Origin of the sequence: Gordonia paraffinivorans (assembly GCF_900683595.1) — a bacterium.
Classification (GTDB): domain Bacteria; phylum Actinomycetota; class Actinomycetes; order Mycobacteriales; family Mycobacteriaceae; genus Gordonia; species Gordonia paraffinivorans.
In genome coordinates this window covers 109,753-128,671 of the sequence record NZ_CAACYD010000006.1, presented here as the reverse complement: position 1 = coordinate 128,671, position 18,919 = coordinate 109,753, and the positions used below count along the sequence as shown (strand labels likewise).

General features: G+C 68.1%; 24 protein-coding genes. 20 read left to right on the top strand and 4 right to left on the bottom strand.

What is annotated here, in order from left to right; all coding sequences use genetic code 11:
• Positions 1-24 precede the first annotated feature (24 nt).
• The 8 genes from infA to truA all read left to right on the top strand — a co-directional run bounded on the left by infA (position 25) and on the right by truA (position 4,814).
• Positions 25-246: a translation initiation factor IF-1 gene (gene infA / locus E1P53_RS07560; protein WP_005170487.1), complete on the top strand. Its 222-nt coding sequence runs from the start codon at positions 25-27 to the stop codon at positions 244-246.
• 114 nt (positions 247-360) lie between these two features.
• Positions 361-474 (top strand): 50S ribosomal protein L36, encoded by a 114-nt coding sequence (gene rpmJ / locus E1P53_RS07555; RefSeq protein ID WP_005207978.1) that lies wholly within the window; start codon positions 361-363, stop codon positions 472-474.
• A gap of 198 nt (positions 475-672) precedes the next feature.
• Entirely contained in the window at positions 673-1,041 is a 369-nt protein-coding gene (rpsM, locus tag E1P53_RS07550; protein ID WP_006899650.1) for a 30S ribosomal protein S13, read from the top strand.
• Positions 1,041-1,448, top strand: a complete 408-nt coding sequence (gene rpsK, locus E1P53_RS07545) for a 30S ribosomal protein S11 (protein WP_006899651.1) — start codon at positions 1,041-1,043, stop codon at positions 1,446-1,448. Before rpsM ends, rpsK begins: the two co-directional genes overlap by 1 nt.
• A 24-nt stretch (positions 1,449-1,472) precedes the next feature.
• Complete coding sequence (gene rpsD / locus E1P53_RS07540; protein WP_006899652.1) at positions 1,473-2,078, top strand: 30S ribosomal protein S4; 606 nt, start codon at positions 1,473-1,475, stop codon at positions 2,076-2,078.
• Positions 2,079-2,173: 95 nt separating this feature from the next.
• Positions 2,174-3,226: a DNA-directed RNA polymerase subunit alpha gene (locus E1P53_RS07535; RefSeq protein WP_006899653.1), complete on the top strand. Its 1,053-nt coding sequence runs from the start codon at positions 2,174-2,176 to the stop codon at positions 3,224-3,226.
• An 81-nt stretch (positions 3,227-3,307) separates the two neighbouring features.
• A complete protein-coding gene (rplQ, locus tag E1P53_RS07530) occupies positions 3,308-3,919 on the top strand; it encodes a 50S ribosomal protein L17 (protein ID WP_006899654.1) in 612 nt (203 codons plus the stop codon).
• A 4-nt stretch (positions 3,920-3,923) separates the two neighbouring features.
• Positions 3,924-4,814, top strand: a complete 891-nt coding sequence (truA, locus tag E1P53_RS07525) for a tRNA pseudouridine(38-40) synthase TruA (protein ID WP_083900203.1) — start codon at positions 3,924-3,926, stop codon at positions 4,812-4,814.
• A 51-nt stretch (positions 4,815-4,865) separates the two neighbouring features.
• Here truA and E1P53_RS07520 read toward each other — a convergent pair whose 3' ends face one another.
• The 3 genes from E1P53_RS07520 to E1P53_RS07510 form a co-directional block, all read right to left on the bottom strand.
• Positions 4,866-5,384, bottom strand: coding sequence for a hypothetical protein (locus tag E1P53_RS07520; protein ID WP_131733911.1), 519 nt, complete (start codon positions 5,382-5,384; stop codon positions 4,866-4,868).
• Positions 5,385-5,427: 43 nt separating this feature from the next.
• Positions 5,428-6,492 (bottom strand): alpha/beta fold hydrolase, encoded by a 1,065-nt coding sequence (locus E1P53_RS07515; RefSeq protein ID WP_131733910.1) that lies wholly within the window; start codon positions 6,490-6,492, stop codon positions 5,428-5,430.
• Positions 6,493-6,973: 481 nt separating this feature from the next.
• Positions 6,974-8,551, bottom strand: coding sequence for a MinD/ParA family ATP-binding protein (locus tag E1P53_RS07510; RefSeq protein ID WP_131733909.1), 1,578 nt, complete (start codon positions 8,549-8,551; stop codon positions 6,974-6,976).
• Positions 8,552-8,998: 447 nt separating this feature from the next.
• Between E1P53_RS07510 and E1P53_RS07505 the strand changes: the two genes are divergently transcribed.
• From E1P53_RS07505 to ahcY, 12 genes are all read left to right on the top strand, one after another.
• Positions 8,999-9,385, top strand: coding sequence for a hypothetical protein (locus E1P53_RS07505; protein ID WP_006899659.1), 387 nt, complete (start codon positions 8,999-9,001; stop codon positions 9,383-9,385).
• A gap of 8 nt (positions 9,386-9,393) precedes the next feature.
• On the top strand, positions 9,394-9,708 hold the full coding sequence (locus tag E1P53_RS07500; RefSeq protein WP_109239421.1) for a YbaB/EbfC family nucleoid-associated protein: 315 nt from the start codon (positions 9,394-9,396) through the stop codon (positions 9,706-9,708).
• A gap of 57 nt (positions 9,709-9,765) precedes the next feature.
• Entirely contained in the window at positions 9,766-10,074 is a 309-nt protein-coding gene (locus E1P53_RS07495; RefSeq protein WP_131733908.1) for a type VII secretion target, read from the top strand.
• The gene (locus E1P53_RS07490; protein ID WP_131733907.1) at positions 10,071-11,435 is read left to right on the top strand and encodes a hypothetical protein; all 1,365 of its coding nucleotides are present in this window, start codon (positions 10,071-10,073) and stop codon (positions 11,433-11,435) included. Before E1P53_RS07495 ends, E1P53_RS07490 begins: the two co-directional genes overlap by 4 nt.
• On the top strand, positions 11,432-11,737 hold the full coding sequence (locus tag E1P53_RS07485; protein ID WP_131733906.1) for a PE family protein: 306 nt from the start codon (positions 11,432-11,434) through the stop codon (positions 11,735-11,737). The genes E1P53_RS07490 and E1P53_RS07485 overlap by 4 nt, the downstream gene beginning before the upstream one ends.
• A 66-nt stretch (positions 11,738-11,803) precedes the next feature.
• Positions 11,804-12,865, top strand: coding sequence for a PPE domain-containing protein (locus tag E1P53_RS07480; protein WP_131733905.1), 1,062 nt, complete (start codon positions 11,804-11,806; stop codon positions 12,863-12,865).
• A complete protein-coding gene (locus tag E1P53_RS07475) occupies positions 12,862-13,650 on the top strand; it encodes an ESX secretion-associated protein EspG (protein WP_131733904.1) in 789 nt (262 codons plus the stop codon). Before E1P53_RS07480 ends, E1P53_RS07475 begins: the two co-directional genes overlap by 4 nt.
• A 90-nt stretch (positions 13,651-13,740) precedes the next feature.
• Positions 13,741-14,154 (top strand): WXG100 family type VII secretion target, encoded by a 414-nt coding sequence (locus tag E1P53_RS20405; RefSeq protein WP_165484402.1) that lies wholly within the window; start codon positions 13,741-13,743, stop codon positions 14,152-14,154.
• A gap of 32 nt (positions 14,155-14,186) precedes the next feature.
• Complete coding sequence (locus E1P53_RS20400) at positions 14,187-14,495, top strand: WXG100 family type VII secretion target (RefSeq protein WP_006899667.1); 309 nt, start codon at positions 14,187-14,189, stop codon at positions 14,493-14,495.
• Between the two features lie 198 nt (positions 14,496-14,693).
• Complete coding sequence (locus tag E1P53_RS07465; RefSeq protein WP_131733902.1) at positions 14,694-16,277, top strand: sodium-dependent transporter; 1,584 nt, start codon at positions 14,694-14,696, stop codon at positions 16,275-16,277.
• Positions 16,274-16,453 carry a methionine/alanine import family NSS transporter small subunit gene (locus E1P53_RS07460; RefSeq protein WP_131733901.1) on the top strand — a complete coding sequence of 60 codons (180 nt, stop codon included), beginning with the start codon at positions 16,274-16,276 and terminating at the stop codon, positions 16,451-16,453. The genes E1P53_RS07465 and E1P53_RS07460 overlap by 4 nt, the downstream gene beginning before the upstream one ends.
• 151 nt (positions 16,454-16,604) lie before the next feature.
• Positions 16,605-18,080, top strand: coding sequence for an adenosylhomocysteinase (gene ahcY, locus E1P53_RS07455; RefSeq protein WP_131733900.1), 1,476 nt, complete (start codon positions 16,605-16,607; stop codon positions 18,078-18,080).
• Between the two features lie 155 nt (positions 18,081-18,235).
• Here the strand turns inward: ahcY and E1P53_RS20705 are convergent, their stop codons facing one another.
• Positions 18,236-18,754 carry a hypothetical protein gene (locus E1P53_RS20705; protein ID WP_244941135.1) on the bottom strand — a complete coding sequence of 173 codons (519 nt, stop codon included), beginning with the start codon at positions 18,752-18,754 and terminating at the stop codon, positions 18,236-18,238.
• Positions 18,755-18,919 lie beyond the last annotated feature (165 nt).

The window sequence follows — 18,919 nt, the reverse complement described above, 5'->3', positions numbered from 1 at the left end:
GACACGACCAGGATCGCGGAGGACATGGCGAAGAAAGACGGGGCCATCGAGGTCGAGGGTCGAGTGATCGAACCCCTGCCCAATGCGATGTTTCGCATTGAGCTGGAGAACGGACACAAGGTTCTCGCCCACATCAGCGGCAAGATGCGGCAGCACTACATCCGCATCCTGCCCGAGGACCGGGTCGTCGTGGAACTCTCGCCCTACGACCTCGGTCGTGGGCGGATCGTGTACCGCTACAAGTGAGACTTTCCCGGCCTTGCCGGGACAAGACTTCCCGGACGTCCGTCTGGGAGGGGAACGACACCCACGTGCCGTGTACAGGCGTGCGCGAGGGCGAGCCGATCAGGAGATGTTGACGTGAAGGTTCAGCCGAGCGTCAAGCCGATCTGCGAGAAGTGCAAGGTGATCCGCCGCAACGGCCGGGTCATGGTGATCTGCGAGAACCTGCGTCACAAGCAGCGTCAGGGCTGATCACGCACCCATCCGGGTCGCTTGAATCACAGACAACTGAATAGTTGGAGAAGACCTCCCAGCACCAGCGGTGACAGACGCGTCGCCGCCTACCTTCGGATCAGAGGCCGGAGCCCGCGAGGTGCGGACACACGGTTCGCACGCAACTCGGGGGACGGACTGGGAGCAGACCTCTGAGAACCGAAAAGGAAACGCCACATGGCACGTGTTGCTGGTGTGGATCTTCCCCGCGAGAAGCGGCTGGAGATCGCACTGACCTACATCTACGGAGTTGGACGCACCACCTCCAAGCAGATCCTCGAGGCGACGGGCCTGAGCCCCGACCTTCGCGCGAAGGATCTGACCGACGCAGACGTCTCGAAGCTGCGTGAGTACATCGAATCCTCGGTGAAGGTCGAGGGTGACCTGCGGCGCGAGGTGCAGGCCGACATTCGTCGCAAGATCGAGATCGGTTGCTACCAGGGTCTGCGCCACCGTCGTGGCCTGCCCGTCCGTGGACAGCGCACCAAGACCAATGCCCGCACTCGTAAGGGCCCGAAGAAGACCATCGCCGGGAAGAAGAAGTAATGCCTCCGAAGTCACGTAGCGCAGGCCCGAAGAAGGGCACCCGCCGTCGCGATAAGAAGAACGTCCCGCACGGCCACGCACACATCAAGTCGACGTTCAACAACACCATCGTGTCGATCAGCGACCCCAACGGAAATGTCATCTCCTGGGCGTCGTCCGGCCACGTCGGTTTCAAGGGCTCGCGCAAGAGCACCCCGTTCGCGGCTCAGCTCGCGGCCGAGAACGCTGCCCGCAAGGCCCAGGAGCACGGCGTCAAGAAGGTCGACGTGTTCGTCAAGGGACCGGGCTCGGGTCGTGAGACCGCGATCCGCTCCCTGCAGGCAGCCGGCCTCGAGGTCGGCACCATCTCCGATGTCACCCCGCAGCCGCACAACGGTTGCCGTCCGCCCAAGCGGCGTCGGGTCTAGCGGGAAAGGGAGGAACAGAGAAACATGGCTCGTTATACCGGCCCCGCAACCAAGAAGTCTCGTCGTCTTCGCGTCGATCTGATCGGCGGAGACGCAGCGTTCGAGCGTCGCCCCTACCCGCCCGGCCAGCACGGCCGCTCGCGGATCAAGGAGAGCGAGTACCTGCTCCAGCTGCAGGAGAAGCAGAAGGCCCGTTTCACCTACGGCGTGCTCGAGAAGCAGTTCCGCCGCTACTACGAAGAGGCCAACCGTCGTTCCGGCAAGACCGGCGACGAGCTGCTGAAGATCCTCGAGACCCGTCTCGACAACGTCGTGTACCGCGCGGGCATCGCCCGGACCCGTCGTCAGGCCCGCCAGCTGGTCAGCCACGGCCACTTCACCGTCAACGGCGTGAAGGTCGACGTCCCCAGCTACCGCGTCAGCCAGTACGACATCATCGACGTCCGCCCGAAGTCGCTGCAGACCGTCCCGTTCCAGATCGCCAAGGAGCTCATCGGCGATCGTCCGGTCCCGGGCTGGCTGCAGGTCGTGCCGTCGACCCTGCGCATCCTCGTGCACAACGTGCCCGAGCGTGCCCAGATCGAGGTCCCGCTGCAGGAACAGCTCATCGTCGAGTTCTACTCGAAGTAGTCACTCGCGTCACGACACCGCCCGTCAGCCACCTGGCTGTTCGGTTCACCCTCGAGGCCGTCATATAGCGGTCGGCCAAAGGAGAGAAACAAGAAATGCTCATCTCACAGCGACCCACCCTCACCGAGGAAGTCATCGCCGAGAACCGCTCGAAGTTCGTCATCGAGCCGCTCGAGCCGGGCTTCGGCTACACCCTCGGTAACTCGCTGCGTCGTACCCTGCTCAGCTCGATCCCGGGTGCTGCGATCACCAGCATCCGGATCGACGGTGTCCTCCACGAGTTCACCACCGTCCCCGGGGTCAAGGAAGACGTCACCGACATCATCCTGAACCTCAAGGGCCTGGTCGTCAGCTCTGACGAGGACGAGCCGGTCACCATGTACGTGCGCAAGCAGGGTCCGGGCACCGTCACCGGCGCCGACATCGTGCCCCCGGCCGGTGTCACCGTGCACAACCCCGACCTGCACATCGCCACCCTGAACGACAAGGGCAAGCTCGAGATCGAGCTCGTCGTCGAGCGGGGCCGCGGCTACGTGCCGGCCGTGCAGAACAAGGCGTCGGGTGCCGAGATCGGCCGTATCCCGGTCGACTCGATCTACTCGCCGGTGCTCAAGGTGACGTACAAGGTCGAGGCCACCCGTGTCGAGCAGCGCACCGACTTCGATCGGCTCGTGCTCGACGTGGAGACCAAGAACTCGATCAGCCCGCGCGACGCGCTCGCGTCGGCCGGCAAGACCCTGGTCGAGCTGTTCGGGCTCGCCCGGGAGCTCAACGTCGAGGCCGAGGGCATCGAGATCGGACCGTCTCCGGCGGAGGCCGACCACATCGCGTCGTTCAGCCTGCCGATCGAGGATCTCGAGCTGACCGTCCGTTCGTACAACTGCCTCAAGCGCGAGGGTGTTCACACCGTCGGCGAGCTGGTTGCGCGCACGGAGTCGGATCTGCTCGACATCCGCAACTTCGGCCAGAAGTCGATCGACGAGGTGAAGGTCAAGCTGCACGCGCTCGGTCTGTCGCTCAAGGACAGCCCGGCCAGCTTCGATCCGTCGCAGGTCGCTGGCTACGACCCCGCCACCGGTACGTGGTCGGAAGAGGCGTCGTTCGACGCCGATTCCGGTGAGGATTTCGCCGAAACCGAACAGCTGTAGTCGCTCGTCGCGGCAGCTGTCACGCTCGCCCAAACCCTGACTTCCGTATCGAGTGATCGGGAGTCCTCCTAGGAGAAGACAATGCCCAAGCCCACCAAGGGTGCCCGCCTCGGCGGGTCGGCCAGCCACCAGAAAGCGATGCTGGCGAACCTCGCCACCTCGCTCTTCGAGCACGGCCGCATCACCACCACCGAAGCGAAGGCCAAGCGCCTGCGCCCGTACGCGGAGAAGCTCATCACCCATGCCAAGGCCGGCAAGCTGGCCAACCGTCGTGAGGTCATGAAGGTCATCCGCGACAAGGACGTCGTGCACACGCTGTTCGACGAGATCGGCCCGTTCTTCGCCGATCGCAACGGTGGTTACACCCGCATCATCAAGACCCTGCCGCGCAAGGGCGACAACGCCCCGATGGCAGTGATCGAGCTGGTGCGTGAGTCCACCGCGTCGAGCGAGGCCACCCGCGCCACCCGCGTCGCAGCTTCCAAGAAGGCCGCCGCCGGGAGCGAAGCGAGCGGGGCCGATGTGACCGACGAGCAGAACGTCGTCGAGGCTGTCGAGGCCGAGGCCACCGAGGCCGAGGTCGAGAACGCCGACGCCGTCGCCGAGGCAGTCGACGACGAGTCGACCGCCGCCACCGCCCTCGAGGCGGAGGAGGCGACCGCAGACGACGCTTCGTCCGACGACGAGAAGTAGTCGACTGAGTCGCGAACAACGTAACGAACCCGTCGGCCCGGATTCCGGTGCCGGCGGGTTCGTTCGTCTCCGCTTCGACCTCGGATACGACGGCACCGACTTCGCCGGCTGGGCGCGGCAGGTCGGACAGCGCAGCGTGTGCGAGGAACTCGAGAACCGCCTGTCGACGATCCTGCGCGTCCCGGTCCGTCTGACGGTGGCCGGACGGACCGACGCCGGGGTCCATGCGACGGGCCAGGTCGCCCACGCCGACGTGCCGGAATCGGCGTTGCAGACCCGGTCGATCGCCGGCGACCCTTCGACGCTCGTCGGCCGACTGGCGAAGATGTGCCCGGACGACATCCGGGTGAAGTCCGTCCGCATCGTGCCGGACGACTTCGATGCGCGCTTCTCCGCGCTACGACGCCATTACCGCTACCGGCTCGACGACCGGAAGTGGGGACCGGAGCCCATCGTGGCCCGGACCACAGCGTCGTGGCGACGTCCGCTCGACGTCGACGCGATGAACGAGGCGTCGGCACAGTTGCTGGGCCTCAACGACTTCGCGGCCTTCTGCCGGCGCCGCGAGGGGGCCACGACGATCCGCGATCTGCAGCGCTTCGCGTGGACGCGTGATGACGACGGCGTCCTGGTCGGCGAGGTGAGCGCCGACGCGTTCTGCTGGTCGATGGTGCGTTCGCTCGTGGGCGCCGTGGCCACCGTCGGTGACGGCCGGCGCGACGTCGAATGGTGCCGTGGGCTGCTGCAGGAGAAGGAGCGCAGCCCGCAGGTGCCCGTCGCCGAGGCCCGGGGCCTGTGCCTGGTCGGCGTCGACTATCCCTCCGACGACGAGCTCGCTGCACGCAACGCGGTGACCCGCGACGTGCGCGGGTCGACCGGTTGCTGCGGCGGCTGAGTCGCCCCGTCGTGCGCTCTGGTCGTTCTCTCTGACAGAAGGTTCGTCGGCTCAGGCGGTGGCGGCCAACGTGCGTGCGTAGTTCACCCGACCCGTGACGTCGTTCATGGTCATCGGGGAATGTGCCGGGATGTTGGCCACGTGCATGAAGCCGTTCGGCCCGCGGACCACGACCTGGATGTGGCCGGTGGTGGTGCGTTCCTTCATGAGCAGGAACAGCAGGCTGAGGAAGCAGACCAGGAAGAACCCCACCAGGGCGAGGACGAGCCCGGTCTGCGACATGCGCTCGGTGGTCACGGACATGTCGTTGACCGCCCACTGGGTACCGGCGATGGGGCAGGTGCCCGAGGGCGTGATGACGAAGTTCTGGGTGCAGGTGATGTCACCGATGACCACGAGCGGCTGCTCGTGGACCGGTGCGCCGCCGGGGTGGTGGGCCTGCGGGAACTGCCCGGGATTCGGCTGCCCGGCAGCGAATCCCGGCACGGCGAAACCCGGACTCGAGTCGTAATCGGATGCGTGCGGCGGGAACGGCGTGGTTCCGTCCTGCCCTTCCCCCGGATAGGTCATGGACCATATCGTGGCACACGCCACCGACCGACGCGCTTCGACATCAGGTGGCGTTGCGCTCCTCGTCGAACGCCTCGCGTGTCATCTCGACGGTTTCCGCGTCACCGGTGAACTGCTCGGGACGCGCGCCCTCGGAGAGCAGTTGCCGCCACACCAGCGGATCGAACTCGAGCGGTTGGTGTCGCGAGATGAAGTCGATGACCACGCGGCAGAACCGCTCGGGGTCGTCGTGGAACGGGAAGTGACCGGAGCCGGTGAAGGTCTCGAGTTCCGAATGCGGGATCGCGGTGTGGGCGATCTCGGCGTGCTGGTAGGGGATGACGATGTCCTCATCGCCCCAGACGAGGAGCACGGGGAGATACGCCGTCAGGTAACAACGGTCGAGCATCGTCACACACTGGCCGCGCCAGTCGATCACCGCACGCAGGGTGCGGAGGAACGCGGCGAACGCGGTGGGGTCGGCCAAACCACCCAGGACGCGCATGAGGTCCTCGTGATCGGCGAGGAGGCGCTTCGGGGTCAGCGGCGCCGGGACCAGCGGCGGCGTCGGGGCCGAGGCGAGGATCTTTGCCGCGGTCTTCAGACCGGGGAGCACGCCCGGCACCCGGAGCGCCGATAACGCCTGGTTCACGAGAGGCAGCGAGATCAGCCGCAGGCCGGGGTTGACGTCGCGCGTGACGCCGCCCGCTGCCACGAGGACGAGCCGCTCGACGAAGCGGGGAAACTGGTAGCAGAACTGCATGGCCACGCCGCCGCCCAGGGAATGCCCCACGACGGTGACCTTGGGGTAGCCGAGGACGACGAGCAGGTCACGCATGCCGTTGGCGAACGCCGGCACCGAATAGTCCGCGCGCGGCTTGTCCGACTCGCCGTGACCGAGCAGGTCAGGGGCAATGACGGTGTAGTGCTGAGCGAGGATGGGGATGACCTCGTCCCAGGTCGAGGAGTTGTCGCCGATGCCGTGGATGAGCAGCAGTGCCGGGCCGCTTCCCGCGATGCGAAAGGCGCGGCGGTAGCCGTGGATCATGCGGTACTCGACGCGCACGTCCGTGTCGGAGACCGGGCGCAATCCCGGGTTCTTCGTCGGAGCGGGGGCCTGGGACGGCACTGCGCTTCCCCCTTTGTTCAGATGAACGGCATTTCAGGTCAAGGTGAAGTAAACCCCATGTCCAGGGACTTCGCCTGTTGGCCGGTGATGCCATTCTCGGACTCGGCGGCCGGGAACGGAAATCGAGGTGCCGCCGGCATCGTCGACGAGAGGCGTCCGAGCGGGCGATTCCCCTCACGCGTTCGCACGCGGCGGCAAAGCCCGGAAACAACTGGCAGACCCCGGACGACGCGGCCATCCGGGCAGCGTCGACGGTGACCCGGACGAGCTCACCAGGACGGGATCGCACGTCGATCCCGTCTGCGGCGGACCACCGGGTCGACTACCGGACCTCGGGCCTGGGCCCCGGGCCGGAAGGCGAACCGCAGAACGAGATTGTGGCGCAACCACCGAACATCGTCGCGGCAGTGAGCGCCACCCCGAGAACCGAGACGACGCGGCCGCCGGGGCGACGAGACCCGAGGGCCCGGTCCGGGCTTCTTCACTGTCGGCCGAAGTACGGCTCTTCGCGCGGGAGCGTGGTGCCCGAGAAGTCGTCGGCGATGGTTGCCGCGAGTTCGACGAAGGCGCGGCGCGCGGACTTCGACATCAGGTCCAGGTCCACGTCGGCGCCCTCGGCGAGATGGTCGTCGAACGGGATCTTGTGCACCGCCCGGCACCTCGTCAGGAAATGCTGGGCGAGTTGATCGGTGTCGATGGTCGACGAGCCGGGTCGCGACGAGCTCAGAACCACCACGGCCCGCGAGACCAGGTGTCCGAAGCCGTGGGCCTCGAGCCAGTCGAGGGTTGCGCCGGCGCTGCGGGCGCCGTCGAGAGCCGGGGAGCTGACCAGAATGATCGTGTTGGCCAGCGCGAGCACGCCGTTCATCGCCGAGTGGCTCAGTCCGGTTCCGCAGTCGGTGATGATGATGTTGTAGAAGCGCTGGAGGATGGCGATCACCCCGCGGTACTCCTCCTCGTTGAACGCCTCGGCCATCGCCGGATCGCGTTCGGAGGCCAGCACCTCGAGGCGGCTCGGGGCCTGGGAGGTGTGGGCTCGCACATCGGAGTAGCGGTAGACGTTCTGGTCGGCGAGCAGGTCGCGGACCGTCGAGCGGGTCTGCTGCGGGATGCGCTGCGCGAGGGTTCCGAGGTCGGGGTTGGCATCGACGGCGATGACGCGGTCGCCCCGCAGCGACGCGAAGGTCGAACCGAGTCCGACGGTGGTGGTCGTCTTCCCGACGCCACCCTTGAGCGAGAGCACCGCGATCCGGTAGTCGCCGCGCACCGGACGGTTCACCCGTTCCAGCAGTTGCTGATAGGCGATGTCGCTCTGCGATTCACCGGGGTTGATGGCGCCGGCCGACAGCGTGTGGACCGCCCGACGCCAGCCGCGGCTGGGCGCGCGCCGTGCTTTGCGGATGAGGGCGACCTCGTCGAGCGACGGCCCGGCCTGAGGTCCGGGGCCCGGCATCTGTTGACCCGGGTACGCGGGCGTCGGCCCGGCGGGTGAAAAGGGCGCCGACGGCCCCTGCACAGGTGGGACGGGAGGCGCGGACACCGGCTGCGATGCCCCGTTCTGGAACTCGGGGACCGGATGCGCTCGAGCCGGACCGTGCGGTGGGAACGGCGGCGGTCCGGGCTGGGGCGCACCCGCCTGGATCGGGTCGGGGTGGGGTCCGCCGGGCCCGGGCGGCGTTGGAAACGGGCCGGGGACCGAAGGTGGCCGGGCGCCGGGGTGCTCGGCCGGGAAACCGGGTGCCCCGGCCATCGGCTCGCCACCCGGTTGGGGCCGAGGCCCCTCACCCGGGGCACCGAGGTGCTGGTCCGGGCGTGGGGCGACGCCGGTGTCGGACGGAGCCGGACCGCCGGTGAACCAGGCCGGCAGATCGTCGTCTGCGCTCCTGACGTCGGTGGGTGCCTGTGCCGGCGGCGGTGTCCGGTGGACGGCGGGACCCGGTTGTGCGGGTGGCGTGCCCGGGCCGGACGTGGCCTGCGGAGGCGGGAACTGCAGCCAGGGCGGCGGCGCGGGAGCGTCGGGGGCAGCGCCGTTCGGCGTCGTCGGGTTCTCGTGCGTCATCACCGGTTCCTCTGGTCGTGCTGCCGGGGCCGACCCCATCCTCCGTGTTCCTCGATCATGATCCGCGAACTGCGAGATCACCGGCAGCTTGCGACGACCCAGGGGATCGATCGGCGGCGCAACGACAGTCGCGCACCTCGCCAACTCCGGCAGCGTCTGCGGGAGTCTACCGAAGGGTGGGGAAGGGTTCCGGACGAGATCTCACACCCCGTCTCGCCGGTCGACGATCGACATCCGGGGGTCGGCCGTGTGGTCGCGTCCACCGCCGTGTGGCAGGATCGGGCATCCGAACCCCAGGTACGAGGCGGGGCGGAGCCAACGGCGTGACCAGGTCACGACGAGGCATCCGGTGCCCGGGGACGCCATTCCATCGAACGGGGAGATTTCGATGGAACCGGGAGGGGCCCTGTCTGCGTCTAATTCGGCGTGAAGGGGGGTTCGGCTTCGATGAGCTACACCGACGACGCATCAACGCACCGCGACGATGCGCACGACGGCGACGATCCATGGACGCCGCTACGGCAGTACTCGCAGGCGCGGTCGCGGTCCGGCGCGCTCGCCGTCCAGACCACGGCACAAGGGCTGCCGGTGGCGATTCGCATCGACTCCACCGAACTCGAGAAGCATCCCGATCTCCTTGCCGCCGACATCCTGCGACTGTGCAGGCAGGCGGCGATGTCGGCGGGAATCCGCTTGCGCGAGAACCTCTTGGCATCCGGAATCGACCGTGACCTCCTCGCGACGATGAAGTTGCCGCATCCCGATGACCTCGCCGCCGAGGAAGAGCGAGCCGACGCGGAAGACGACGCGACGACGTCGTGGCTGCGCCGATGAGCTGGGCGATGGACGAACTCGAGGCCCGCGCACAGCGCCAGCTCGACGGACTACGCGACTTCGAGGAGAAGCTGAGGGCCATTTCGGTGCGCGCCACGTCGTCGGACGGGCTGGTGACCGCTGAGGTGGACGCCAAGGGTGCGCTGGTGGACCTCCGACTCGAACACGGGGCCAATGAACTCGGCGCGGGCCGGCTCGCCGACCAGATCGTGACGACGGCCGCCCTCGCCGCGCAACAGGCCTACGCGAAGGTCGCCGCCGTGACCGAAGAATTCAACGAGTCGTTCGGGGACCTGCTCGCCGCACGGCCGGCAGGGGACTGACATGAATCGACTCGACGTCGTCAGCGCGACGGGATCCGACCGCAGGAGGGGGTTGTGATGGATCAGGTGAAGGTCACACCGGAGGCACTCGAGGGGTTCGCCGCCGCCAATGCCGCAGTGGCGACCGCCATCGGGACGGCAGGGTCGATCGACGCAGCGGCCAACACCGCGGCCATGGTCCCGGTGTTCGGACTGATCGGCCAGGAGTTCCTCGCCACCTTCATCGTCGCCCAGGCAAACCACCTGATGTCGGTGGGACAGTTGGCGGCCGTGCACGCCGCCACCGCGGCGACGACGTCGCAGAGCCTGGTCGCCTACGAAGACGCCGACGCCACCGGTGCCGCGGGCGTGCGCTCGGCGCTGTGACCCCGCCCGTACCCCCGCCCGGCCCGGTGCCCGGCGTTCCCGATGTGCCCGCACTGACACACATGACAGTGCAGGAGATGATCGAGGCCACCCCTCTCGGGCCGATCCTGGATCGAACAGTGACCGATGTCCTTGCCGGACTTGGTCTTCCGCCCCTGCCGGTGCTGCCCCCGATCCCGCCGATGCCCGGCCTGCCGCCGATCGAGCTGCCGAACCTCGATGTGTTCATCAAGCCCATGACCGACCTGCTCGGCGGTTTCGGCACCGGTGACCTCAGCGGCGCGGGCTTCGATCCGACGATCATCTTCGACAGTCTCACCAAGGTGCTCGAGACGACGATGTCGATGTCGCAGGGGGCGCTCAAGCTCGCCGATCAGCTGTGGGTCGGTGAAGCGGCGACCAGCGCGACGGTCAAGACCACGGAGGCGGGGGCCAACAGCACCGCACTGGCGGCGCAGGGTTCCGGGATCTCCATGGACACCAAGACCGCGGCCGCGATCGTCGCCAAGGGACTCGCCCTGGTGCAGGGGATCATCGCGAAGACGATCGCCGAGATCGGGCTGGCTGTCCCGTTCCTGGCGACACCCGGGTTCGCGGGCGCACTGGTCGCCATGTCCACCGCGGCCTCGACCGGCCTGTCCGAGTCGCTCGCCGTCGTCGCGATGACCCGTGCCGAACTACTCGCGCCCACGACGGCGATGACCGTCAACGGCGCCCCCGTCGCCGTGACGGGTGCGCCCGCCGGTGTCGCCGGTCAGTCTCCGTTCGCGCTGGCGAGCACGGTTCTCGACACCATCTCGCCGGTGGTGGGCACCGCGATGGAACTGCCGAGCTCGCTGATGCAACCGATCAGCAAGATGCTCAACGTCGACGCCAGCGCCAGCGACCCGGTGGTCACCGGTGCAGGCGGCGCGCCGCTCACCGCTGCTTCGGCGACGAAGGCAAAGGGCGGCGGCGGTGGCGGAGGTGGCGGCGTCGGGGGAGGCGGCGGCATCGGCGGTGTCATGGCCCCGCTGGGCGCCTCGCGGCCCACGGTGCCCACCGGCATCTCCGTGACCGAACCCGTGGCGGGTGCCGCGACCGCGCGACCTGCCGCGATGACCCCCGCGGCGATGCCGATGGGCGGCGCGCCGATCGGTGCCGCCAGCGCGGGCGCTCGAGGTGCCGGCGCAGGGGAGGGACAGCATTCCGTGCCCGACTATCTCGTCACCGAGGACAACGGACGCGCCGTGGTCGGAGATGAGCACGAGATGGCGCCCGCGGTGATCGGACACGTCGAACCGGAAGTAGACAAGCCGGACCCCTACGTCCAGCTGCGACTGGGGACCCCGCCCACCACGAACCGAATCGAGGAAGTATGAGCGACAACCAGATCCGCGTCGAACCCGCCGAACTCGTGACGGCGGCGGCGGATCTCGACAAGATCGCGGATCGGCTCGAGTCGACCCTGGTCGGCACGCGCGACGCCCTGTCCGTCCCGGCCCAGGGGCGCGACGAGGTGTCCCTCGCAGCCGCTGCGAGCTTCACGACCGTGGCCGAGAAGTTCGGCCAGGACACCGCATCCGGCGTCCTGGAGATGCGCAAGATCGCGGCGACGCTGCGCGCCCAGGCCGCCGGACTGATGGACGGCGACGCCGACGCGTCGGCCGCACTAAGGGTCTGACCCGAACGTTTCTCTCCCGCTCCGTCTCTCGCCCGTTCACCACTGACCCGCCCGGAAGGAGGACCCATGACGACCACACAGCCACCCGGCGCCGGATTCACCGGTGTCAACTGGGAGCTGCGCACCAGCGAGCAACTGGCCACCGATCTGGGCGCCGGGCCGGGACCGGCGCCGCTGGCCGAGGCGGGCCTGGCGTGGGCGAAGCTGGCCGCCGAGATCGGCGAGGCCGGAGTCGACTACGCCGCGGTGCTGGCGAGGCTGGGACTCAATTGGCAGTCCGCCCACGCCGACTCGGTCTTCGAGCGGCTCACGCACCTCGCCCCGTGGTTCGCCGAGACCGCCTCCGAAGCGGCCCGGAACGCCGCGCGCGCCGAGGCGCAAGCGGCGGCGGCGACGGTGGCACGCCTCGCCATGCCCGATCTCGCGGAGGTCGGCATCGTCGCGACGTTGCGCGAGATCGCCACCACCGCAACGGCTGTCGCGCCGGTCATGGCGGGTGCGGCGGCCGAGGCGGAGCGTGCCATGGTCCGGCAACGCATGCGCGCAGCCCGCGTCATGCAGTCGTACGAGACCGCCAGCGAGCCGGTGGGCAAACCGTGGCCGTCGTCGCGCCGGGCTCCCGACCTTGTGTCCGGGCAGGCGCTCGCAGCAGAGAAGGAGGCGGCGGATCGTTCCGCGTCGACGTCGACGTCGACGCCGACGCCGGTCACTGCGTCCGCGCCTGCCGTCCCGCCGATGCTCGGCGGCGTTCCCGGGCCGGTGTCCGCACCGCCCACGGAGAAGATCCGCGTCGCCCCGGTCATGGCCTCCGGAATGCCGCAGGCTTCGGCGTCGGCCGCCGCATCCGCCGGCAACGCGCCGGCGGGTCCGGGCGTCCCGCCGCCCATCGCGCCCGGTGTCGGCGCGGCCGCGGGTGACCGGTCGGCCTCCGTCCGATCGGTGTCGACCGACGAGAACCCGGCGATCGAGGACATTCCCGCCTCGCGCGCCACCGAACAGCTCGACGCGCCGCTGACCTGGGCGGACATCGAGGTCGCCGAACAGCCCGTGATCCACCGTGCGCCGGCCGTCGACTCGCGGTACCTCGAGGAGAAGTTCCTGCTCGGCACCCCGGGGGATCGCGCATGATCTCGATGACGAACGACTCCGCCTACTCCCTTCACGTCGGGGAACTGCGCAGCCTCGGTGCGCGATTCGGTGTGCAGACCTGGCCGGTCGTTCTCGACATGAGCTTCGGCGAGTACGGCAACGACGCCGGCCCCGAGACGGCGCTCGCGGGTTCGGATCTGATCGACCACGGCGAACCGGCCCCGTGGCTGGCGACTGTCCTGCGAGTGCTGTCGAGCCCCGACCGCGAGATCGAGATGCGGACCTTCGCCGACGGCGGAACGCGGCGGATATGCCTGGCGCGCAGGGGATACGAACACGTGCTGGCAGCGCGTTCCGGAGACCACATCAAGCTCACGGTCCCGGACATCGCCGACCACGACGCCGTCGCCGAGACGATCCGGCGTCGGTTCCCGAACGCGGACCCGTGCGGGTTCACCGCGTTCTCTGCTCCGGCCGACGAACTCGTCGAGCGACTCGGCGAGTGCCGTTCGGGAACCGAGATCACCGACGCGCTGTTCACGCTCGGTGCGCCGATGTCCGACGCCGTGACCATCGCCGCCGCCCTCGCATCGTGCCGGGCGCGAACCGAGATCGTCGCCACCTCCGACGAGGACGGGCGATTCTCGCAATCTTCTGGGGCCGTAGCCGTTTTCGACACCAGCAGGGGACGGGTCGTGTCGAGTCCCAGCAAGTCTCCGGACGGTCGGGTGTGGACCACCCTCTCTCCCGGGTCGGGTCATCGGATCGCGCAGGCAGTGCGCCTGCTGATCGAGACCCTCCCGGACGGGACGTGGTCGATGTGATCCGCACCGGAGCCTGCGGTCGGCACTGCCGCGGCAGGCAATTGTCAGGCGGTTTCCGCGTCGCGGACACCCACACCGGTATCGCCATCGATGCCATCACACACCAGGAGGATTCATAGTGACATCACTGAACTTGCCGGGGCGGAGTCCATCATCGGATCGCCTGCTGCGGGCGCATCGGGAGGGTCGGCGTGGAGCGTCGACACCGCCGGGGGCCAGGCGTCGGTCGCCTCCATCAAGACCATCGTCAGCGACATGCAGGCGGTCGTCGACCGCATCGCGCGGGCCACCGACAACTCCACCGCGTCGAAGCAGGAGTCCGCCGGCCGGTGGGTGGGTGCGCTCACCGAGACGCACGCCGACTGGAACTCGGCGGCGATCCGGATGAACAACCTCCTCGGAGACATCAAGAACGCACTCGGCTTCAACTTCGACGATCGCGACGACGCGGACGCCGCGGCCGGTTCGGCGTTCGGCGCGCCCGGCTCCGGCACCCTCGTCTGACCTCCACCGACCTCCACCGAAGGGACACAACCGTGACAATCGCATACACCGAGGCAGTCGTCGCGCAACTGGCGTCGAATCTGCGGCGGGAGTTCGAGGAACTTGCCACCCTCAACACGCAGCTCAAGAACCAGGTCGACCAGATCTCCACCCAGATCTGGCAGGGCAACGACCCGGCGAAGGACGCCTTCTACCGTGCGCACGAGGCGTTCACGCAGTTCTTCCAGCAGAACCACCACGCGCTCGAGTCGCTGCACGGCGGAGTCCAGAACGTCAGTCGCGTCTTCAATGATGTGGAGGAGCGCAACCGGCGCGCCTTCAACGGAATCATCGGCGCCTGAGCTGCTACACCGCGGTCGGAATCAGGGGAGCCGTCACGTGCGCTGTGGCGCGTGCGTGACGGCTCCCTGCGCGTATGCGGAATGGTTCCGCCACGCCGAACCGAACCCGCCCACGACTCCTCCGGGTTGTGATAGCGTCGCAGCGGAGATCACCCGGCCCGGGATCTCGAGGGTCCATCGCTCGACGAGGAGGTAGCAGTGACATCTGCGAAAGCGGGCGGAGAACACCGGGACACGTTCACCCGGAACTTCGGCTTCATCTTCGCTGCGATCGGCTCCGCGGTGGGACTCGGGAACATCTGGCGCTTCCCCGGCGTCGCCTACGAGAGCGGCGGCGGCGCGTTCCTCATTCCGTACCTGGTCGCGCTGCTGACCGCCGGCATCCCGATCCTCTTCCTTGATTACGCAGTGGGGCACCGCTTTCGCGGCACCGCGCCGTTGTCGTTCCGGCGCATCAAGAAGCCCGTCGAGTCGCTGGGCTGGTTCCAGACCGGGCTGTTGTTCGTCATCGGCGTCTACTACGCGGCGGTCATCGCCTGGGCGCTGAGCTACTTCTTCTTCTCGTTCAAGCAGAGCTGGGGCGAGGACACCGCCACGTTCTTCGTCGAGGACTATCTCAAGGCCGACGAGCCGGGGGTGTCGACGACGCTCGTCGGCGGCGTCGCGATCCCGCTGGTCGTGGTGTGGCTGGCCGTGCTGGTGGTCCTCGCGCTCGGTGTCGCCAAGGGCATCGAGAAGGTCAACATCGTCTTCATCCCGTTGCTCTTCGTGGCCTTCGCGGCGCTGGTCATACGGGCGGTCACCCTGCCCGGTGCGGCCGAGGGACTGAACGCTCTGTTCACCCCGCACTGGGACGCGCTGACGGACCTCGACGTCTGGATCGCCGCCTACAGCCAGATCTTCCTCTCGCTGTCGATCGCCTTCGGCATCATGATCGCCTACGCCTCGTTCCAGCGACGCAAGGCCAACATGACGAGTTCGGGACTCGTCGTCGCGTTCGCGAACTCCTCCTTCGAGATCCTCGCCGGCATCGGGGTGTTCTCCGCGCTGGGCTTCTTCGCCTACCAGCAGCAGATCGCGGTGGGCGAACTCGAGGGACTCACCGGTCCGTCGCTGTCGTTCATCACGTTCCCCGCAGTGATCTCCGAGATGCCGGGCTCCGCCTTCTTCGGCGCCCTGTTCTTCGGGTCGCTGGTGATCGCCGGGTTCACGTCGCTGATCTCGCTGATGATCGGTGTCTCGAGCGCGATCCAGGACAAGTGGGGGCTGTCGCGTCGCACGGCGGCGGTGAGCGTGTCCCTGGTGTGCGGCCTGATCTCGATCGCCCTGTTCTCGACGACGTCGGGTCTGTTCACCCTGGACACCGTCGACAACTACGCCAACAACATCGGCGTCGTCGCCTCCGCCATCCTGATGTCGGTCATCCTCATCTGGGTCCTGCGCCGCGGCGACATGCTGCGCCGGCACCTCAACGCCGTGTCCACGTTCAAGCTGGGCAAGATCTGGCTCGGCCTGGTCGGAGTCGTCGCGCCGGTCTTCCTCATCATCATGCTGGTCCAGCGCGCGTACTCGGTGATCGTCGACGGGTACGAAGGTTACCCGACGTGGTACACGACCACCTTCGGTTGGGGCAGCGTCATCCTGGTTTCCGTGGCCGCAGTCCTGCTCACCCTGCCCTCGTGGAAGGGTCGTGACGACCCGGACACCTTCCTGCCGTGGCCACCACTGCCCGAGGACGTGCGGGGCTCAGGCCCGCACGAGCGAAAGGAGACCGTCCGATGAGCGCGACCGCGATCGTCATGCTTCTCGTCTCCATCATCATCGTGTGGGGAGGGTTGATCGCGAGCATCATCTTCTTGCGCCTACGCCCCGAGGTCGAGGACCTGTACGAGGATCCGGACCTGGTGCGCGAGGACGAGGAACGTGCGTCGCAGCCGCACCCGTTCCGCGACACCTAGAACCCCGGGGGTTGCCTGACCTGGGCCGGGGCCATGTTTCGGCAGCTCCCAGCACCTGACCATGGGATCCGCGGTCGAGGTCCGATAGCCTGGATCGAACGCATTCCGCGCCACACCCCGTGGCGCCCGACGCGAACGACAAGGGGATCAGATGACCACTGCTCAGGACGAGCTGAAGGCCGACAACCGCAACGGGATCGACTACAAGGTGGCCGATTTGTCCCTGGCGGACTTCGGCCGCAAGGAGATCGAGCTCGCCGAGCACGAGATGCCCGGACTCATGGCTCTGCGCCGCGAGTACGCAGATGTGCTGCCGCTCAAGGGTGCTCGCATCTCGGGCTCGCTGCACATGACGGTGCAGACCGCGGTTCTCATCGAGACGCTCGTCGCCCTCGGGGCCGAGGTGCGCTGGGCGTCGTGCAACATCTTCTCGACCCAGGACCACGCGGCCGCGGCCGTCGTCGTGGGACCGCACGGCACCCCCGAGGAGCCCAAGGGCGTCCCGGTGTTCGCATGGAAGGGTGAGACGCTGGAGGAGTACTGGTGGGCCGCCGAGCAGATGCTCACGTGGCCGGACGCCGACAAGCCCGCCAACATGATCCTCGACGACGGCGGTGACGCGACCATGCTCGTGCTGCGCGGCGCCGAGTTCGAGAAGGCCGGCCTCGTCCCGCCCGCCGACGACGATCACCCCGCCGAGTACAAGGTCTTCCTCGAGTTGCTGCGCAAGCGGTTCGAGACCGACAAGACCAAGTGGACGACGATCGCGGAGTCGGTCAAGGGCGTCACCGAGGAAACCACGACCGGTGTGCTGCGGCTCTACCAGTTCGCCGCCGCGGGTGAGCTCGCCTTCCCGGCGATCAACGTCAACGACTCGGTCACCAAGTCCAAGTTCGACAACAAGTACGGCACACGCCACTCGCTGATCGACGGCATCAACCGCGGCACCGACGTCCTCATCGGCGGCAAGAAGGTGCTCGTCTGCGGTTACGGCGACGTCGGCAAGGGCTGCGCGGAGTCGCTGGCCGGCCAGGGCGCGCGCGTCCAGGTCACCGAGATCGACCCGATCAACGCGCTCCAGGCGCTGATGGACGGCTTCGACGTGGTCACCGTCGAGGATGCGATCGGCGACGCCGACATCGTCATCACCGCCACCGGCAACAAGGACATCATCACCATCGATCACATGCGGCAGATGAAGCACCAGGCGATCCTGGGCAACATCGGCCACTTCGACAACGAGATCGACATGGCCGGCCTCGAGCGGTCGGGCGCCAAGCGCGTCACCGTCAAGCCGCAGGTCGACCAGTGGATCTTCGAGAACGGCAAGACGATCATCGTGCTGAGCGAGGGTCGTCTGCTCAACCTCGGCAACGCGACCGGCCACCCGTCGTTCGTGATGAGCAACAGCTTCTCCAACCAGGTCATCGCCCAGATCGAGCTGTGGACCAAGAACGACGAGTACGACAACGAGGTCTACCGCCTGCCCAAGCACCTCGACGAGAAGGTCGCGCGCATCCACGTCGAGGCCCTCGGCGGCAAGCTGACCAAGCTCACCAAGGATCAGGCCGAGTACCTCGGTGTCGATGTGGAGGGCCCGTACAAGCCGGAGCACTACCGCTACTGATCCGGATCGCCTCCTGCGGAGCGACCTCGCTTCCCGCGGAACGACTCTGACGCAGATCGCCGCCCGACGGACATTCCGTCGGGCGGCGATCTGCGTTCGGAGGTGATCTGTTCCGGCGGGCCGCGTGCCGAGAGGTTCGCCGCGGCGACTCCGGCCTAGGCGCCGATGTCGGGCTCGGCGCCGGGGCAGTAGATCCAGGATCCGCGTTCCTTCAGGAACCGTTCCTTGGACGTCGCCGATCGCGTTCGCTTCCCGTCCTTCTCCAGATGCGCCACGACCTCGGTCTGCGCGACGTTGCCGTCGAAGATCGTCTCGAGGAACCCGTCGAGGACGATGGTGCCGGCGTCGGACGGCGGCGCCTCGGTGATGCGCTCGCGCGACTGCGTGCAGACCGCGGCGCGCATCTGGTCGACGTTGCGGGCGTTGTGGGCCGCCACGTAGTTCTGCATCGCCGCGCGGATCTGCCCGACCGCGACATAGTCGGTGCCGCCGGAACGGCTGGACGGCACACTGCTGGGTGTGCGGCTCGTCGAGCGGTCCGAACCGTTCGACCCGGCGGCCGGGGAACTGCTTGCACCCGACGCCACGGCCGAGTCGTCCGACTCCGCGGAGTTCACGACGATCAGGGTCGCCACCAGCGCGATCAGGGCGACCACGGCGATTCCACCGGTCACCCACGCGACGATCGCCCCGGTGCGGCGTCGCGGTGGAGGGGGCCCGTAGGGGCCGGGGAAGCCGCCGGGGCCACCGGGAGGACCCCCGAAGCCCGGACCCCCGGGACCCGTCGGACCGGCGCCGTACACACCCGGCGCGCCCGACGGCCCGGCGCCATGAGGCAC